The sequence below is a fragment of the Pseudomonas luteola NBRC 103146 genome, from assembly GCF_002091675.1.
Taxonomy (GTDB): Bacteria; Pseudomonadota; Gammaproteobacteria; order Pseudomonadales; family Pseudomonadaceae; genus Chryseomonas; species Chryseomonas luteola.
The window spans coordinates 451509-468043 of the sequence record NZ_BDAE01000002.1 but is presented as its reverse complement, the minus strand read 5'-3'; the positions used below and the strand labels follow the sequence as shown (position 1 = coordinate 468043).

General features: G+C 58.2%; 17 protein-coding genes. 6 read left to right on the top strand and 11 right to left on the bottom strand.

The genetic code is table 11. From position 1 onward, the window contains the following. Positions 1 to 24 precede the first annotated feature (24 nt). Entirely contained in the window at positions 25 to 2049 is a 2025-nt protein-coding gene (gene cyoB / locus PLU01S_RS04455; RefSeq protein ID WP_074822539.1) for a cytochrome o ubiquinol oxidase subunit I, read from the top strand. Positions 2050 to 2126: 77 nt separating this feature from the next. On the opposite strand, the gene PLU01S_RS04450 is transcribed toward cyoB, so the two are convergent. The 5 genes from PLU01S_RS04450 to PLU01S_RS04430 form a co-directional block, all read right to left on the bottom strand. Then, entirely contained in the window at positions 2127 to 2990 is an 864-nt protein-coding gene (locus tag PLU01S_RS04450; protein ID WP_019364929.1) for an isocitrate lyase/PEP mutase family protein, read from the bottom strand. A 146-nt stretch (positions 2991 to 3136) separates the two neighbouring features. Beyond that, positions 3137 to 3766 (bottom strand): phosphatase PAP2 family protein, encoded by a 630-nt coding sequence (locus PLU01S_RS04445; RefSeq protein ID WP_074822536.1) that lies wholly within the window; start codon positions 3764 to 3766, stop codon positions 3137 to 3139. Between the two features lie 166 nt (positions 3767 to 3932). Next, on the bottom strand, positions 3933 to 4670 hold the full coding sequence (locus PLU01S_RS04440) for a substrate-binding periplasmic protein (RefSeq protein WP_074822534.1): 738 nt from the start codon (positions 4668 to 4670) through the stop codon (positions 3933 to 3935). Further along, positions 4667 to 6412, bottom strand: coding sequence for a sensor domain-containing diguanylate cyclase (locus PLU01S_RS04435; protein ID WP_074822531.1), 1746 nt, complete (start codon positions 6410 to 6412; stop codon positions 4667 to 4669). The genes PLU01S_RS04440 and PLU01S_RS04435 overlap by 4 nt, the downstream gene beginning before the upstream one ends. Positions 6413 to 6572: 160 nt before the next feature. After that, positions 6573 to 7331: a substrate-binding periplasmic protein gene (locus PLU01S_RS04430; protein ID WP_074822667.1), complete on the bottom strand. Its 759-nt coding sequence runs from the start codon at positions 7329 to 7331 to the stop codon at positions 6573 to 6575. A gap of 186 nt (positions 7332 to 7517) precedes the next feature. Between PLU01S_RS04430 and ada the strand changes: the two genes are divergently transcribed. Together ada and PLU01S_RS04420 are read left to right on the top strand one after the other, a co-directional pair. Continuing rightward, positions 7518 to 8579, top strand: a complete 1062-nt coding sequence (ada, locus tag PLU01S_RS04425) for a bifunctional DNA-binding transcriptional regulator/O6-methylguanine-DNA methyltransferase Ada (RefSeq protein ID WP_074822527.1) — start codon at positions 7518 to 7520, stop codon at positions 8577 to 8579. Positions 8580 to 8604: 25 nt separating this feature from the next. After that, complete coding sequence (locus PLU01S_RS04420) at positions 8605 to 8844, top strand: hypothetical protein (protein WP_010795525.1); 240 nt, start codon at positions 8605 to 8607, stop codon at positions 8842 to 8844. A 31-nt stretch (positions 8845 to 8875) separates the two neighbouring features. Here the strand turns inward: PLU01S_RS04420 and bfr are convergent, their stop codons facing one another. The 6 genes from bfr to PLU01S_RS04390 all read right to left on the bottom strand — a co-directional run bounded on the left by bfr (position 8876) and on the right by PLU01S_RS04390 (position 13785). Further along, entirely contained in the window at positions 8876 to 9367 is a 492-nt protein-coding gene (gene bfr / locus PLU01S_RS04415) for a bacterioferritin (protein ID WP_074822525.1), read from the bottom strand. Positions 9368 to 9411: 44 nt separating this feature from the next. Beyond that, positions 9412 to 10305 carry a PA4780 family RIO1-like protein kinase gene (locus PLU01S_RS04410; RefSeq protein ID WP_010795527.1) on the bottom strand — a complete coding sequence of 298 codons (894 nt, stop codon included), beginning with the start codon at positions 10303 to 10305 and terminating at the stop codon, positions 9412 to 9414. Positions 10306 to 10399: 94 nt separating this feature from the next. Continuing rightward, positions 10400 to 11353 (bottom strand): 5-oxoprolinase subunit C family protein, encoded by a 954-nt coding sequence (locus PLU01S_RS04405; protein ID WP_074822520.1) that lies wholly within the window; start codon positions 11351 to 11353, stop codon positions 10400 to 10402. Then, positions 11350 to 12030: a 5-oxoprolinase subunit B family protein gene (locus PLU01S_RS04400; RefSeq protein ID WP_074822518.1), complete on the bottom strand. Its 681-nt coding sequence runs from the start codon at positions 12028 to 12030 to the stop codon at positions 11350 to 11352. The genes PLU01S_RS04405 and PLU01S_RS04400 overlap by 4 nt, the downstream gene beginning before the upstream one ends. Continuing rightward, positions 12027 to 12773 carry a 5-oxoprolinase subunit PxpA gene (locus tag PLU01S_RS04395; RefSeq protein WP_074822516.1) on the bottom strand — a complete coding sequence of 249 codons (747 nt, stop codon included), beginning with the start codon at positions 12771 to 12773 and terminating at the stop codon, positions 12027 to 12029. The genes PLU01S_RS04400 and PLU01S_RS04395 overlap by 4 nt, the downstream gene beginning before the upstream one ends. Positions 12774 to 12870: 97 nt before the next feature. Continuing rightward, a complete protein-coding gene (locus PLU01S_RS04390; protein WP_074822512.1) occupies positions 12871 to 13785 on the bottom strand; it encodes a LysR family transcriptional regulator in 915 nt (304 codons plus the stop codon). A gap of 359 nt (positions 13786 to 14144) precedes the next feature. Between PLU01S_RS04390 and PLU01S_RS04385 the strand changes: the two genes are divergently transcribed. From PLU01S_RS04385 to pcp, 3 genes are read left to right on the top strand one after another with little or no spacing between them, the layout of a single operon-like run. After that, complete coding sequence (locus tag PLU01S_RS04385; protein ID WP_074822506.1) at positions 14145 to 14876, top strand: DUF969 domain-containing protein; 732 nt, start codon at positions 14145 to 14147, stop codon at positions 14874 to 14876. 4 nt (positions 14877 to 14880) lie between these two features. Further along, positions 14881 to 15831, top strand: coding sequence for a DUF979 domain-containing protein (locus PLU01S_RS04380; protein ID WP_074822504.1), 951 nt, complete (start codon positions 14881 to 14883; stop codon positions 15829 to 15831). Positions 15832 to 15839: 8 nt separating this feature from the next. Then, positions 15840 to 16481, top strand: a complete 642-nt coding sequence (gene pcp, locus PLU01S_RS04375) for a pyroglutamyl-peptidase I (protein WP_074822501.1) — start codon at positions 15840 to 15842, stop codon at positions 16479 to 16481. Positions 16482 to 16535: the final 54 nt, after the last annotated feature.

Sequence of the window (16535 nt, the reverse complement as noted above, 5' to 3'; positions counted from 1 at the left end):
AGTTACATTGGAGGAGCAACGCGAATGTACGGAAGATTCAGTGTATCGGACATTCCGATTCATGAACCTATTATCATGGGCGCCATCGGCTTCATTATTCTGGTGGCCCTCTCCTCTGTGGGTGCACTCACCTATTTTCGCAAGTGGCGCTGGCTGTGGTCGGAGTGGCTGACCTCGGTCGATCACAAGCGAATCGGCGTGATGTATATCATCGTCGCCATGGTAATGCTGCTTCGTGGTTTCTCGGATGCAATCATGATGCGCGCCCAGCAGGCCATTGCGGCGGGCGGCGCAGAGGGCTACCTACCTCCGCATCACTATGACCAGATTTTTACCGCCCATGGCGTGATCATGATCTTTTTCGTAGCCATGCCGTTGGTGGTCGGCCTGATGAACGTGGTGGTACCGCTGCAGATTGGTGCACGTGACGTGGCCTTCCCGTTCCTCAACTCGCTCAGTTTCTGGCTGTTCGTTGTCGGAGCAGTACTGGTCAACCTGTCGCTCGGCCTGGGCGAGTTCGCCAAGACGGGCTGGGTCGCCTATCCGCCGCTCTCCGGGATCAAGTACAGCCCTGGCGTTGGCGTGGACTACTACATCTGGAGCTTACAGATCTCAGGCCTCGGCACGCTCCTGACCGGCCTCAATTTCTTCGTTACGATCCTGAAGATGCGTACCACCGGCATGACGTTGATGAAAATGCCGATCTTTACCTGGACGGCCTTTTGTACCAGCGTGCTGATTCTGGCCGCCTTCCCGATCCTGACCGTAACCCTGGGACTCCTGAGTCTGGACCGCTACCTGGGAATGCACTTTTTCACCAATGAGCTGGGCGGCAACGCCATGATGTACGTGAACCTCATCTGGGCCTGGGGCCATCCCGAGGTGTACATCCTGATTCTGCCGGCGTTTGGTGTGTTCTCCGAAGTGACCGCGACGTTTACCCGCAAGCGCTTGTTCAGTTACAACATGATGATCTGGGCTACGGTGGCGATCACGGTGCTCTCGTTCCTCGTATGGCTGCACCACTTCTTCACGATGGGCTCAGGAGCTAACGTCAACGCATTCTTTGGCATTGCCACCAGCATCATTGCTATTCCAACCGGCGTAAAGATCTTTACCTGGCTCTTCACCATGTACAAGGGGCGGATTCAGTTCACTACCCCAATGCTGTGGACCGTTGCCTTCATCGTAACCTTTACCATCGGTGGCATGACCGGTGTGCTGCTGGCCGTCCCGGGGGCTGATTTTGTCCTGCACAACAGCCTGTTCCTGGTGGCCCATTTCCACAACGTAATCATTGGTGGTGCCTTGTTTGGCTACTTTGCCGGCATCACCTACTGGTTTCCCAAGATGTTTGGCTTCACTCTGAACGAAAGGCTTGGGCGCTATGCCTTGTTTTTCTGGGTGGTCGGCTTCTACCTGGCCTTCATGCCGCTTTATGTGCTGGGCTTCATGGGCATGACGCGCCGCCTCAACCATTATGCCAATCCAGACTGGCATCCCTGGCTGATCGTGGCAGCTGTCGGTGCCCTGACCATCCTGTGCGGCATCATCTGTCAGATAGCGCAGCTGCTCGTCAGCATTCACCAGCGCGCCCACAATAAGGACCTGACCGGCGATCCGTGGGATGCCCGTACGCTCGAATGGTCCACAGCCTCGCCTCCAGCTCCGTATAACTTTGCCGAGCTGCCGGAAGTCCATGGCATTGATGCCTATCTGGACATGAAAGAGCATGGCGTCAGGGAAAAGCACCAGGCGGATTACAAGGATATTCACATGCCGAGTAACACCGGCGCCGGGCTGATCATCGCCGGATTCAGCTTTGTGCTGGGCTTTGGTCTGATCTGGTACATCTGGTGGATGGCCATACTGGGATTTATCGGCATGATTGCCACTGCCATCCTGCATAGCTTCAAGGACGATCACGGCTATTACATCAAGGCTGCAGATGTGGCCCGCATGGAGGAAGCGCACAAGGCGCAGCGGGAGCAGTGTACGGGGGTGAGTCAGGAGGATGCGGCATCGCCCAAGGCGTATACGATGGTTTAAGCGGCCCGCCTGCTGAGTGGAAGTTCTCCGTTCAGCAGGCAGTCGGGCTCACTGGAGTCGGGACGCGAAGAAGCGCCTTACTCTTTCACGTTCATGTAGTCACGTGCCCAGACACGGTACTCATCAAGCGTGGAATACTTCGTCGAGAGTTCGGAAGCACTCAGGTCGGAAGCATGGATGCCGCGCTGTTCACGCAGGCAGTCGTAGGTGGCCTTGATAGCGGCGAAATAGGCCGCATGGCCATTTAGAACGATACGCACGCCCAGGCTGGCCAGACGCTCGAAATCACGCAGCTCAGGATTGCCATAGGCAACCAGCATCAGCGGCACGCTCAGGTGCTGCGAAATCTGCTCCAGATGATCGAAGTCCTTGATACCCACCATGCAGATACCATCGGCGCCTGCATCCTGATAGGCGCGGGCGCGCTCGATGGTTTTCTCAACGCTCAAGACACCGGCATTGGTCCGGGCAAACACGCTTAGTGCCGGATCGATACGGGCTGCCAGAGCGGCCTGGATCTTGCCAACAGCTTCATCCAGTGGAATCAGGTCGGTGGACTTGCGACCATACTGGGCAGGCAGCAGGGTGTCTTCGATGGTCAAGGCTGCCACACCGGCGCGCTCAAGCTCGACGATGGTACGCATGACGTTCAGGGCATTACCGTAGCCATGATCGGCGTCGGCAATGATGGGCAGTGTCGCAACACGACCGATACGGGTCGCCTGCTCAACGAATTCGCTTAAGGTAATGAGGGAAAAGTCAGGTGCAGCCAGAACCTGGAGCGATGCGACAGATCCACCCAGGATACCCATTTCGAAGCCTAGATCGGCCGCGATGCGGGCAGACATCGGATCGAATACCGAACCAACGTCATAGCACTTATTGGATTCAAGCAATGCACGAAACTGCTTTCGCAACTCATGCTGCGAAGGTGTGGCCATAAGACCTCCATTGGACAGGGCTGATGGATTCGAAGCCGATGACACACGAGCGCACCATCTATGCTTCTATGACAGCTGTACGGGAGAAGATTGCTCCATGGCAGCTGTCACTCCTCGGGATGCACCATCATACACCCTACTAAGGTCTAATCGCCTATCGGCTTAACACCTGCACGCTGATGAGCACGCGTATAGGGGTTCGCACCGTTGGCCAGCTTGGTTGCGACATCTTCCATGAAATGCTGGGTCGGTGCATTGAGTCCATAGAGCACCAGCAAGGGGGCCAGCAGGCTGGCAATGACAGCCAAGTTTGATTTCACCACGACCGCTCGATCACGCATGAGCCAGAGAAAGACACCACTGGCTGCAAAGCCGATCGGCACCCCGGTAACCACTTCGGAAACCGAGTGAAACCCCAACTTGATTCGGGTGACCGCAATCGCGAGGGCGAAGAGCGCCCCGGCTCCGGCACAGACCCAGCGCACGACAGACCGGGCCTTGGCTGCCAACAGCCAGAACAGAACCGGTATGACACTGCAGGCCAGCATGGAGTGTCCACTAAAGCCGGTGAAGTCGTAGGCGCGGATGCCAATACCCCAGCCAAAGAAAGCCATCTTGGAAATTGCTACCAGCAGGCATGCCCCACCAAACAACGACAGCCAGAGCAGTACCGTACGGCGTGAAGCGCCCAGCCACAGCCATAGAGCAATAATCAATGCGCACGGCAACATGACCGAGGAATCACCAAAATTGGTAATGGTTGTCAAAGCCTGCATCGCTCAATCCCTTAATTACAAAAACAATCCTCAGACACCCTAGGATAACGGCATGTCGGCGCAAGTGATCACCGGATTGCCAAGGTGTGTATTCCTGCAAATAACCGGCAATGCGTTACGGTAAAGACGAGACCTGGATCAATTCATAATGCAGCGAGCAGGTGTCTCAATGGTTGTTCGTGAGCGTACCAATGATCTTGTCGACAACACCTTCCTGCTGGAGCTGTCCGAAGGCGGTGCGGGTCCTTTCCACGACAGCATCATCCGTTGCCACGCTATAGGCCATGTACAGTTCCGCCTCAATGGTACCTAGCGCTGCAACCTGTTCCAGTTCGGTACAGTCAAAATGCTTTCGGGCGCACTCATGGGCGGCGCTGCTTTCCGTCAGCGGTGCCAGCTGCACCTGCCCATTGATAAGCTTTTGAAAGTTCTCTTCAACCCCAGCCGATATCACCAACCGGGAAAACCCATGGTGCAGTAGATACTGATGCCGGAAATCATCACGCATCACGCCTACGCTGTATTGCCGCGCATCCTCCAGGCTCTGCGGATCAATATCCGTACGGGACTTTAGCTTGTAAAAGTAATATTGCATGCTCGTTACATGCCCTACCCATTTGAATAAGGATTCACGCTGCGGTGTTCGGGCAACCAGATAGATGAGAACGTTTGGCTGGTTGGTCGCGATATCGTAGGCCCTTGCCCAAGGGTAAAGACCAATCCTGTAGTCCGTCTGCCCGGCCCGGCTCAGCGTGAGCTCAACGACCTCTGTTGCCGCCCCTCCAATACGCCCATTTTTGACTGTAATGAACTGGCTTTCTTCGGTAACCACCTGAATCGGCTCGGCCATGACATGATTAACAACCATCCCCGCCAGCAGTGCCATCCATTTTCCAATTTTCATAACGTCTCCCTGAATGTGGCGCTCACCACCCGATTACGACCATCCCCTTTCGCCTGGTACAAGGATCGATCAGCCAGTTCGAGCAGCTCATGAAAGGTGCTGGAAATGCCTGCTTCGAACGTGGCCAGTCCGATGCTCAGGGTGACGATGGGTGCGACAGACGATTCGTCATGAGGAATAGCCAAGTCACAGACAGCCTGACGCAATCGCTCTGCCAAGAGGTACGCCGCATCCTTGTCTGTAGCCGGCAGCAGAACAGCGAACTCTTCCCCACCCAGGCGCGCGACCAGATCACCCGCCCGCGCAATGCTGGCCTTCATGGCCGCCGCCACCAGGCGCAGACACTCATCCCCCTGGGCATGGCCATAGGTGTCGTTGTAGCGCTTGAAGTAGTCGATATCGCACATCAGCACGGACAGGGGTTGGCCCGAACGCTGAGCACGGCTGAACTCAACGTCCTTGACCTCATCGAAATGCCGCCGGTTGGGCAACCCCGTCAGCGGGTCGCTCCGCGAAAGCGCTTTCAACTGAGCATTGGCTTCCCGCAACGCCTCCTGGGTTTGCATGATGTCGCCCAGCTGCACGCGATGCCGGGTGCTGTGCAACAGCATTTGCGCCGTCATGGCCAACAAAGCGTGCTCATCGGGCTGCCAGACGTCGGTAACCTGCTTGCGAATGAACACCAGAAAACCCAGCTGCTCATCGCCAGCTCCTACCGGGACAAATGCAGAGGCTTCGGCATTCAATAATTGGAAGGCGGCAGCACCATACGCTGACAGCACATCGGTAAGCGCCTTGCCGGAAGTGAACGTAACCGGCTCGCCCTGATCAAGAAGTACCTCCAGATGCGCCAGCTGCGCTGCGTTGATCTGGTTTTCCGGGACGGCGTGGGTTTCACAGCACCAATGCATGGCCAGACGAAAATAAGCACCCGACTCCTCACGGATATACCAAAGGGCATAACAGGCCCCCAGGCGCTGGGCCACTTCGCTCAGGCAGGACTGCTGATACAGCTCCAGCCGCTCATACGGCGCACGGATAAGCCGATTAGACAACAACAGCACCATGTGCTGCGCCTCGGTCAGGCGTTGCAACTCCGCCGTACGGGCCTGTACGCGCTCGGCCAACTGATCCCGGTGCGCGGCCAACTCCTTTTCGTACACATGTTGCCGCCCCAGATACCCGGACAGGTTGTTCTGTAGCTGATTGATCCCCTGTACCAACAGGGTCAATTCGTCCTCGCGCCCGGCAGAACGAAAAAGCCGTAAGGGAAGGTGAAGCCGCTCGGGGCTCAACTCAGCCAAGTGAAGCGCAATACGCCGGATATGTACCGTGACCAGACGGCTGAACATAAGAATGATCAGGCCGGCCAGCGGCATGGATTGCAGGAGCTGGAACCCGACGATTGACACCACGACCGATTTCAGTTCAGACCAGAGCAGCTCTTCATTGCCATAGAGTCTCAGCGCCCCAACAGTCTCCCTACTCCCGGCGTACGGTGAAAAGACCAGAGGAACCTGGCGCATCGGAGCCAGGTTTGACTCGATCCATCCGGTACGGGAGCGCACCTGAACGATCGGCGTTTGCTGAGCGGAAAACACGGTCAGCTGCACGCGCGCCACCGACGCGATATGAACGGCACTGTCCAGATGCGCCTCGACCGACTCCTGATCCATGTCCCAGATGGCCTTGGTCAGGGTGCGCTGGTAGACCTGCTCGATCAGCCCCAACTCAATGTCCATTTGATGGACATTCTCGTGCCACACCGCCCAGGTACGAACCCCAACGGTGATCAGCGTGAAAAAAAACAGAACCCCAGCGTGACAACTACCAGACGCCAGCCCAGCGAGTGTCGTCCCTGCTGCCAGTGCTCCGGCAGCTCTGCATGAGTATTATCGGTATCTACAGCCATTTCTTTTTCAATGCCTCATAGATACCGTTACGCTTGATCTGCTCGAACCCTTCTCGGGCTCGGGCGACTACTTCATCGGGCGTCCGGGCGCTGAAAGCCATATACAGCCCTTCGTTGCGTCCGATATCGGTCAGTGGATAAACCTGAGTCACGGTGTCATCAAACGGTTCACCTGCCTGCCGTGCCAGATACTTGGCCATAACGGCATTGGCGACCCACAGGTCCACCCGTCCACGCTTGAGCTTCTGGTAGTTTTGCGCATAGGTATTGCTGGATTGCAGGTTCAGTCCCACGGAAAAGCCGCGGGACTGCAAATACTGTTCACCTACATCACCATGTACCGTAGCGATCTGATAGCGCCTGGCATCCTCAAGTGCATTAAGAGAAATATTTCGCGTACGGTCACTGAATAGCCCCCATTGAGCTGGAGCAATGACGCCAACCCATTTGAATAGCCCGTCCCGCTGGGGTGTACGGGCAATCGAATAAATCAGGACATTTTCATCGTGCAGCGCCGTCTCGTAGGCGCGGGCCCAGGGCATTGACTGAAAGGCCCCGTTGAGTCCGGCCTGGACCAATACAGCCTCTACAACTTCTGTACTAAAGCCGGTCAGCTTGCCGGAAATGGTCATGTTGTAAGGCGGCAGCTCTTCCGTCACGACGCGCAGCGCTACCTCGTGGGCCTGAACAGGTTGCAGACCGCCCATGAGAAGCGTCAGAAAAAACAGTGCGGTCTTGATCTGGCTCATTGCCTGATCCCAGAAGCCCATAGGCTAGTTTCGTGTTAACTGTGAGAGGGTATCGCTCGAGTGATACAAATCTTTATTCGTCTCGGACGGAGCGTGCCTGTACGGATTTGAAAGCGTGAACCGGATTGCCCACCGCGGCCTGGAAGCCGACAATCATCCAAACCCTGACGAGATGAGATCCCCGCCATGCTCGACATCGACCTCTGCTGGAATGCCGTCTGTACCCGCGATACGGCCCATGACGGCCGATTCGTGTTTGCGGTCCAGACCACTGGCATCTATTGCCGCCCCTCCTGCCCTGCCCGTCGCCCTCGTCAGGAGCGTGTGACGTTCTACACAACGCCAAGCGAGGCAGAAGCAGCCGGGTATCGCGCCTGTAAACGCTGTCAGCCGGACCGGGAAAGCCCCGTTAAGCAGCAGGACGCCTTGATTCAGGCCGCATGTGCCCTGCTCGACCAGGCCGAGCAGCCGCTCTCCCTGGATCAACTGGCCTCGCGCATTGGGCTTTCACCCTCGCATCTGGCCCGGTTGTTCAAACAGCGTACCGGGCTTACACCCCGCGCCTGGGCTGAAGCCCGTCGCCAGCAGCATCTGCAGGCCAACCTGCCTCGAGCGGAGACTGTTCTGGAAGCTGCGCTAGCCAGTGGGTATGGCAGCAGCCGCGCTGTCTATGAACAGCCCAACGCCCTGGCGCTGGCGCAACGTCGGCGCAAGGGTGCGGGAGAACACATCCGTTATGGCATTGCTGTCTGTTCACTTGGGCTGGTATTAGTCGCCAAGACCTCCCGTGGTCTCTGCGCCGTATTGTTTGGGGACGAGGCATCAGCGCTTGAACGGGAATTGGCCGAGCGCTTTGCCGCCGCCCATTGCGAGCATGACGACGCCGCCCTGGCCGATGAGCTTGCCCATGTCCATGCTCAGCTCGATAAGCCGACCCAGGTGCATGCCCTGCCGCTGGATATGCAGGGTAGTGCCTTTCAGCAACGGGTCTGGCAGGCCCTCATGCAGATCCCGCCCGGCGAGACCCGGCGCTACGGGGAGCTTGCTGTAGAACTGGACAGTCACCCACGCGCCATTGCCCGCGCCTGTGCCAGTAACACCCTGGGCCTGCTGGTGCCCTGTCATCGCGTCATCGGCGCCAGCGGAGCGTTAACCGGTTATCGCTGGGGCGTTGCGCGCAAGGAGACGCTACTCAAGCGCGAAGCCGAAATGATTGAAACGAGTAAGGCGCCGCCGCGGTCCATCTAGGTACAGGCCCTTCAAGGAGATCGTTATGCATAACCTGCACCGTTACGCCATTCACTACCGCTTTAATGGCGAGCCGCTCGAAGAACAGATGGAGAGTTTTGAACCCATCACTCAGGAGCAGGCCATCATGCAGCTACTGATCAAGCATGTCCCCGAGCCCACCGGTGTGGTGGATGCCCCTTGGGAGCTGCATGCTCAGCCCAGCATCGAGCGACGTGCCGTTGAGGTTGGGCTAAGTGATGTCTGTATTCAGGAAGTGGCCTGAGGCGCTGTATTGCGCCTCATAACCAGGCGCGCTATACCGTCTCGGAAGGCTCGCCGGCCTTCATTTGGGATTGCAGGTAATTTTCCAGTCCCAGCTTGTCAATCAGCCGCAGCTGTTGTTCCAGCCAATAGGCGTGGTCTTCCTCAGTGTCTTCAAGCTGTGCCACCAAGATTTCACGACTGACGAAATCACCCACGCTGTTACACAGCGCAACGCCTTGGGCCAGTGCCTCACGCACTTCGTATTCCAGCGCCAGATCGCTGCGCAGCATGTCCGGCACTGTATGGCCTACATTGATGTCCTTGGGGCGCATGTCCGGCTGCCCTTCCAAAAAGAGGATACGACGCAGCAGGGCATCTGCATGTTGGGTTTCCTCTTCCATTTCATGGTTGATGCGCTCGTAAAGGCGCAGATACCCCCAGTCTTCATACATACGGGAATGGATGAAGTACTGATCGCGTGCGGCCAGCTCACCACGGAGCAGGTCCTTTAGATAATCAATGACTTGCGTATGACCTTTCATGGTTACTACCTAATTAAATGATCGCACCGGACCGAGCATCAGGCTCAGCTCAGCCATGGTGGGGGTGGAGGCTCATCGCTGGACGACGGTGCCTCGGCCTCTTTACGAGCCGCTTGGCGACGTGCCTCTTCGCGCCGGGCATCTTCGATTTCGCGCATGACGGATGAAACATCGGTCTGCCCCTCGGGTTCAGCATAGATGCCCGTAAGCGGGGTGTGCGGGTATAGCTCGCCCTTCTGATAAAGCGCCCACATCTCCGGTGCATACCGGGTCTGCTTCAGCTCAGGCGCAAAACGCCCAAAATACTGGGCCATGTTTTCCACATCACGGGCGAGCATACGGAAGGCATGGTTGTTGCCCGCCGCATCGATTGCCTGAGGGAGGTCAATGATCATCGGCCCATCGGTCGCCAATAACACATTGAACTCGGACAAGTCGCCGTGTACCAGTCCGGCACACAGCATAAGCACCACCTGCCGGATCATCAGCTCATGATATTCACGGGCCTCGTCGGGCGTCAGGGTCACGTCATTCAAACGCGGAGCGGCATCCCCCCGCTCGTCCGTCACCAGATCCATCAGCAGGACGCCGTCCAGGAAGTCATGCGGCTTCGGTACGCGAACGCCGGCGCCAGCCAGCCGGTACAGGGCGGCAACCTCAGCATTCTGCCAGGCTTCCTCCCGTTCCTTTCTGCCGTATTTAGTGCTCTTGGCCATGGCGCGCGCCTGACGGCTATTACGCACCTTGCGACCCTCCTGATACTCGGACGCCTGACGAAAGCTGCGCTTGTTTGCTTCCTTGTAGACCTTGGCGCAACGGATCTCGTCGCCGCACCGAACTACATATACGGAGGCCTCCTTGCCGCTCATCAGCGGGCGCAGCACCTCATCAATCAGGCCGTCCTCGACCAGAGATTCCATGCGCTTGGGTGTTTTCATCTGTTTATACGTTGATCACTTCTGGCCATACCTACATAACGTTATACGTCATGACGCACGGCTCAGCAAAAATCACTCGCACAAACGGCACCCTCTAGTCCGCACATAAGTTCATTTCATGGTGCTTGAAGAACCGATAGAACCGCTTGAGATCACCCTGGGCCTCCTCCAGCTCGATCGGCCTGAAGCGCACTTCATGGTGGGCGGGGCATTGCGCCAGCCGGCAGAGATCCAGCGGATGCACGAAGCCGAGGACCGGATATCCCCCCATGGTCTGACAGTCTGCCATGAGCACAATGGGCTGGCCTTCCGGCGGAACCTGAACCGCTCCGGCCAGAACCCCCAGAGACCACTGACGGACTGGCGCTGCAAGCGGTGCATCGCCCTGTAGACGAATCCCCATCCGATCGGCCTGAGGACTGATTCGCCAGGATGAACCAAAGAACCGATCCCGCTGCTCGACCGCAAAGGCTTCTCCATCGCCCCCGACGACCAGACGTAACACCGGAGACTCACGGTAGTCGGGAATGAAGCGGCTCGCCGCACCCAGTGCCTTGTCGAAAGCCTCAAGCCCAGGGCTGCAAACCAGAATGTCATCGGCCTGCAACGCTTGACCATCGCCATTCAGTCCGCCCAGACCTTCGCGACGATGTGTGGCCACGCTACCCAGCACGGTCTTACCCCTGAAGCCACCCACTACGCCCAGGTAAGCGCGTTGCCCGGCCTGGGCAAATCCCAATTGCAGCCGCTGCCCGGCCTTCATGCAGAAGCGCGACCAGGCAGGAACCGTCTGTCCATCTACCGTCGCGCCCAGCGGCGCCCCGGTCAGCGCCAGCCAGGTATCGACCTGGGCTTCCATCTCTACGCCACCCAGGGCAATTTCCAGGACCGGACTACCATAGGGATTTTCGAGCAGATGATTGGCCCAGGCCGCCGCCTGACGGTCCATCGGACCTGATGTGGATACGCCCAGATGACGCCACCCATAACGACCGACGTCCTGCAGCAGGCTCAGCGGCCCCGGTTTTATGACTTTCAACCCTTTCATACCTGACCTCCCGCGGCGCGATAGGCGGCCTCGTCAACCGCAACGAACCGAACCTGATCGCCCACAGCAAGCGGACATGGCGGCTCGGCCTGTGCGTCAAAGAGCGGCCAGGCACTTAGTCCAAGGATATGCCAGCCCGCGGGTGACGCCTGGGGATAGATGGCGGTCATGCGCTCGGCAATCGCCACGCTGCCAGCCTCTACCCGAGGCCGTGGTGAGGCCAGTCGAGGCAGGACAATTCGCTCATCCAGCTCGCCCATATAGGCAAAACCGGGCGCAAAGCCGATGGCACCGACCAGATAATCGCGTCCGCTATGCAAAGCAATCAATTCCGCGACCGTCAGCGAGCAGGCCTTGGCCACCGGCTCCAGGTCCGGCCCGCAGTACCAGACGGGCACTTCATGCCGGCGTGAAGTGCTCTGCACGGCTTCCGGCTCCTTGCGCCACCGCTCGACGATCGCCGTGACGCGAGCCTGAATGTCCGTCAGGTCGTAGCGCAGCAAGTCATAGTGAATGAGCAACGTATTCCAGCCCGGCACCAGATCGATCACACCGTCGCCCAGTCTGTGTTCAATCAGATCGGCCAGACGGGCAATACGTCCGGGGAGATCGGGCGTGGGTGTATCCGCCAGGGTCAACATCAGCGCCTCGGCGCCGTAGGGCTCAATCCGGATCATGCCGCATCCAGAGCCGCCCGCAGGCGACGTAACACAGCGAGTGACTCGGCGTTGTCTCCATGGACACACAGGCTGTCTGCCGTCAGGCACATGGGTTGGCCATCGAAACCGGGAAAGGCATCCCCGCGGGAAATGGCGATCGCCTGGGACAGAATACGTTCAGGATCATGATGGACCGCGCCCGCTTCCCGGCGAGGCGCCAATTGCCCGTCGGGCATGTAGGCGCGGTCGGCGAAGGCTTCACGCAGCAAGGGTACGCCGACTTTCTCCGCCAGCTGCTGCTCACGGGTATTGTCCGTCTTGGCGAGCACCATAAGCGGTAGCCCCTCACGAAACTGCAAACAGGCCTCGAGCACGGCAGTGAGCAAGGTATCGTCACGCACCAGATCGTTATACAGGGCGCCGTGAGGTTTCACATATTGCACGGTCGTTCCTGCTGCGCGGCAGAAGGCATCCAGTGCGCCGATCTGATAGAGCACCAGCGCCTTCACCTCCTCCGGCGAGCACACCATATGCCGGCGGCCAAAGCCGACCAGGTCTGGATAAGCCGGATGAGCACCGATTCGAACACCATGCCTTACGGCCAGGGCTACGGTCTTCTGCATCGTCAGCGGGTCCGAAGCATGGAAGCCACACGCGAGATTGGCCTGGTCTACCAGTGGCATGGCATGAGCATCGTCGCCCATCGTCCAGGCCCCGAAGCTTTCGCCCATATCGCAATTCAGAAGGATACGCGTGCTCATATCAGGATTCCCTTGATGCGGAAAAACCAGTCTTTGAGGAAATCATGCCGGCTGTCCAACAAAACTTTCCGGCCCCCGGCGATAAGGCTTTGTTGCTTCAGGCCGGTAATGCCTGTTCAGGCCCCACCTGCGCACAGAAGCCGCCGACTACCTGCTGGCTGAGCGTTACAATGGCCTCGTTCAACGTCAGTCCCACGCCCGTATGCCAACTGGCATACACGGCAAACGGCGGCGGCGCCTCGAAAGGCAGAAGCGCCAGGGCCCCGTGCTTCAGCGCCTCGCTAACGAGGGCCGGGGGCAACGCACCAATGCCAAATCCGTCCCTGATCAACTGGATGATGGCCGCCGCCGAGTTGACGCAAGAGACCCGGGGCGTCGAAATCCCATGCTGATGCAGAAAGTTAAGCAGGTCCTGATGGGGACGCGAATTACGCGAGAAGGTAATCAACCGCTCGCGGGCCAGCTCATCCAGACTGGTGTACGCGCGGTTGAGCGGCGAGTCGGTTGCAACCACCCAGCGGATGGGATAACTGGCCAGCTTCAGGTTACGCACGCTTTCGGCGCGCAAGAGATCGGTCTGGAATACCAGATCAAGCTGTCCCTTGAGCAGCTGGTCGCTCAAGTTGAGCGCTGTATCGGCCAGCAACTCGATTTCCACGTTTGGATGGGCGTCGGTTACACAAGTGAACAAGGCGCTCAGCCAGCTGTGGATGACCGTGTCCATGGCGCCGATGCGTATCCGTCCGCTCAGCCGGGTTTCCTGCCCAAGCACTTTGCGCAGGTCGTGCCAGGTATCGATCATCTGCTCGGCGTAACCCAAGACCTTCTGGCCATCGGCTGTCAGCGTGACGCCTCGTGGATCGCGCAGGAACAGCTGGACACCCAGCTCGCCTTCAAGCACGGCGATACGGCTGGAAATTGCCGCCTGGGTGCTGGACAGTTTTTCAGCTGTCAGCCGAAAGCTGCCCAGACGCGCCACCCAGACAAATGTTTCGAGAAAGCGAAGGTTCATGCTGGCTTACCATCCCCGTAGAGCATTTCACTCTACCCCCTTTGAACGACCTCTCACCACTGGCCGTCAGTCGCCTCGCCCCTGAAAGGCCACGCTTTTTATCAATCAGCGGTGAACACTTTTATTTGTTGGACGTTCTTCACTATCCATACAAAAAATGGGGACGCTTCGCCTTGAGCGAGCCACTGCAGGTTTCTGGTATCGCAGATTGATACCTTTGGCGCGATCGTGCCCGTTGCAGTCATAACAAGAACTGACGCCGGCTCGGGCGGCGTAAATATCAAAGGAGGCGCTCCCGATCGCCTCCACACAGCCGTCAAACCCACCTGCCTGGGCATAACCGGCGAGGGAGACTCCCTATGCAAACCACAGTCAACCTGTGGCCACTGATCGGTGTGCTGGTCATCGTCATCGGCTTTGTGCTGCGCTTCAATCCCATGCTGGTCGTAGCCCTGGCAGCCCTGGCGACCGGTTTTGCGGCATCCATGCCGTTCGAGACCATTCTTGCCACTATCGGCGCCGGGTTCGTCAAGACACGTGCCCTGCCCCTCATCATCCTCCTGCCGCTTGCCGTAATCGGTCTTCTTGAACGGCATGGCCTGCGTGAACATGCCCAGAACTGGATTGCCAAGATCCGCACCGCCACGGTGGGCCGGCTCCTGATCTTTTACCTGTTTGTACGGGAGCTGACGGCTGCGCTGGGCCTGACCAGCCTTGGAGGGCATCCGCAAATGGTACGCCCTTTGCTAGCGCCCATGGCGGAAGGTGCTGCAGAAAACCGCTACGGCAAGCTGCCGGAGAAAATTCGCTACAAACTGCTCGCCTTGTGCGCCGCTACCGATAATGTCGGCCTGTTTTTTGGCGAGGACATCTTTGTCGCCTTTGGTGCCATCGCCCTGATGCATACCTTCCTGCTCGGCTCCAATATCGATGTCGAGCCGCTGCACATTGCGGTCTGGGGCATTCCTACCGCCATTTGTGCGTTCATCATCCATGCCATTCGCCTCAAGCGCTTCAATAGCCAACTGGAGCGCGAGCTGGGCGGAAAACGTCCGGACACCGACCATACGCCTATCGGCCGTCAGGAGTGATGCCATGATCCTCTCGATTCAATACCTTTACTGGCTGGCCGGCATCATCCTGGCAATCACGGCAATCATGACCTTTGCCGATCGCGCTCATCCCAAGCGCTGGACGACAGGTTTTTTCTGGGCGCTGTTCAGCCTTGTTTTTTTGGTAGGCGATCTATTGCCGCCCGCCTGGGTAGGCGTAGGCGTGCTGGTCATGGCCGTCATTGCAGGCACAGGTGGCGTCGGACTGGGCAAGCATGGGGAATTGCCTGCTGAAAAACGCCAAGCCAGTGCGCTGCGCCTCAAGAACAAATTGTTCATTCCCGCCCTGGCCATTCCGCTGGTCACCGTTATCGGCTCGGTAGTGGTCAAGGACGTGCAGATCGGTGGTCTTCCACTGCTGGATCCTAAAAATACGACCTTTGTCTCCCTGGGGGTCGGCTGTCTGATTTCCTTGGCCCTCGCCTGCTGGCTGACGCGCGATACGCCTGTGCAATCCATGCGCGAATCACGCCGCCTGACCGAGGCCTTGGGCTGGGCCCTGGTACTGCCGCAGATGCTCGCCATGCTGGGGCTCCTGTTCAACGATGCGGGCGTCGGCAAGGCTGTCGCCCACCTCACCACCTCCTATATCAACATGGATTTCCGCTTCGTGGCGGTGGCCGTGTATGTCGTGGGGATGGCGCTGTTTACCATCATTATGGGTAACGGCTTTGCGGCTTTCCCAGTGATGACAGGCGGTGTGGGCGTTCCGGTTCTGATCGGGCAATACGATGCCAACCCGGCGGTGATGGCGGCCATAGGCATGTTTTCAGGCTACTGCGGCACGCTGATGACACCTATGGCAGCCAACTACAACATCGTGCCAGCCGCCCTGCTGAATCTGCCGGACAAGAATAGTGTCATCAAGGCACAAATCCCCACCGCCTTGAGTCTATTGGCAGTTAATATCATGCTGCTATATATCCTGATGTGAGGACCACCATGACTACCATCCTGTTGACCGGATTCGAACCGTTCGAGAACGAGCCCGTGAATCCTTCCTGGGAGGCCGTGCGCCAACTGGATGGTCTGAATCTGGGCGATGCCTACATCATCACGCGCCAGCTGCCGTGCGTCTTTGGTGCTGCCTTGGTCTCGCTGGATCACATGCTGGCAGCTCATCGGCCCGCCCTGGTGATTGGTGTAGGCCAGGCCGGGGGGCGTACGGACCTGACCCTCGAGCGCATAGCCATCAACGTGAACGATGCCCGTATTCCCGACAATAATGGTCAACAACCCATCGATACACCTGTAGTGCCAGGCGGTCCGGCGGCCTATTTCTCGACGCTACCTATTAAAGCCATTGTACGGGCACTCAGGGATGCCGGTATTCCTGCCTCGGTATCGCAGACGGCTGGCACATTTGTCTGCAACCATGTGTTCTATGGACTGATGCACCGGCTCGCCGGCACGAATGTGCGCGGCGGCTTCATTCATATCCCTTATCTGCCCGAACAAGCGGCCCGGCATCCAGGCCAGCCCTCCATGGCACTCGAGACCCTGGTAGCGGGTCTTGGAATTGCCGTGAAAGCGGCCATGATGACGCCCACCGATCTCAAGGAAACCGGTGGACAACTGAACTAGCTTTTACCGTCACACGGAACACGGCTGTACAGTGCAAGGCTCAAAAGGACAGTC

Excerpts from the sequence above, each read along its gene's own strand:
- cyoB (WP_074822539.1), top strand. The coding sequence starts at position 25 with ATGTACGGAAGATTCAGTGTATCGGACATTCCGATTCATGAACCTATT.
- PLU01S_RS04450 (WP_019364929.1), bottom strand. The coding sequence starts at position 2,990 with ATGGCCACACCTTCGCAGCATGAGTTGCGAAAGCAGTTTCGTGCATTG.
- PLU01S_RS04445 (WP_074822536.1), bottom strand. The coding sequence starts at position 3,766 with ATGCAGGCTTTGACAACCATTACCAATTTTGGTGATTCCTCGGTCATG.
- PLU01S_RS04440 (WP_074822534.1), bottom strand. The coding sequence starts at position 4,670 with ATGAAAATTGGAAAATGGATGGCACTGCTGGCGGGGATGGTTGTTAAT.
- PLU01S_RS04435 (WP_074822531.1), bottom strand. The coding sequence starts at position 6,412 with ATGGACATTGAGTTGGGGCTGATCGAGCAGGTCTACCAGCGCACCCTG.
- PLU01S_RS04430 (WP_074822667.1), bottom strand. The coding sequence starts at position 7,331 with ATGAGCCAGATCAAGACCGCACTGTTTTTTCTGACGCTTCTCATGGGC.
- ada (WP_074822527.1), top strand. The coding sequence starts at position 7,518 with ATGCTCGACATCGACCTCTGCTGGAATGCCGTCTGTACCCGCGATACG.
- PLU01S_RS04420 (WP_010795525.1), top strand. The coding sequence starts at position 8,605 with ATGCATAACCTGCACCGTTACGCCATTCACTACCGCTTTAATGGCGAG.
- bfr (WP_074822525.1), bottom strand. The coding sequence starts at position 9,367 with ATGAAAGGTCATACGCAAGTCATTGATTATCTAAAGGACCTGCTCCGT.
- PLU01S_RS04410 (WP_010795527.1), bottom strand. The coding sequence starts at position 10,305 with ATGAAAACACCCAAGCGCATGGAATCTCTGGTCGAGGACGGCCTGATT.
- PLU01S_RS04405 (WP_074822520.1), bottom strand. The coding sequence starts at position 11,353 with ATGAAAGGGTTGAAAGTCATAAAACCGGGGCCGCTGAGCCTGCTGCAG.
- PLU01S_RS04400 (WP_074822518.1), bottom strand. The coding sequence starts at position 12,030 with ATGATCCGGATTGAGCCCTACGGCGCCGAGGCGCTGATGTTGACCCTG.
- PLU01S_RS04395 (WP_074822516.1), bottom strand. The coding sequence starts at position 12,773 with ATGAGCACGCGTATCCTTCTGAATTGCGATATGGGCGAAAGCTTCGGG.
- PLU01S_RS04390 (WP_074822512.1), bottom strand. The coding sequence starts at position 13,785 with ATGAACCTTCGCTTTCTCGAAACATTTGTCTGGGTGGCGCGTCTGGGC.
- PLU01S_RS04385 (WP_074822506.1), top strand. The coding sequence starts at position 14,145 with ATGCAAACCACAGTCAACCTGTGGCCACTGATCGGTGTGCTGGTCATC.
- PLU01S_RS04380 (WP_074822504.1), top strand. The coding sequence starts at position 14,881 with ATGATCCTCTCGATTCAATACCTTTACTGGCTGGCCGGCATCATCCTG.
- pcp (WP_074822501.1), top strand. The coding sequence starts at position 15,840 with ATGACTACCATCCTGTTGACCGGATTCGAACCGTTCGAGAACGAGCCC.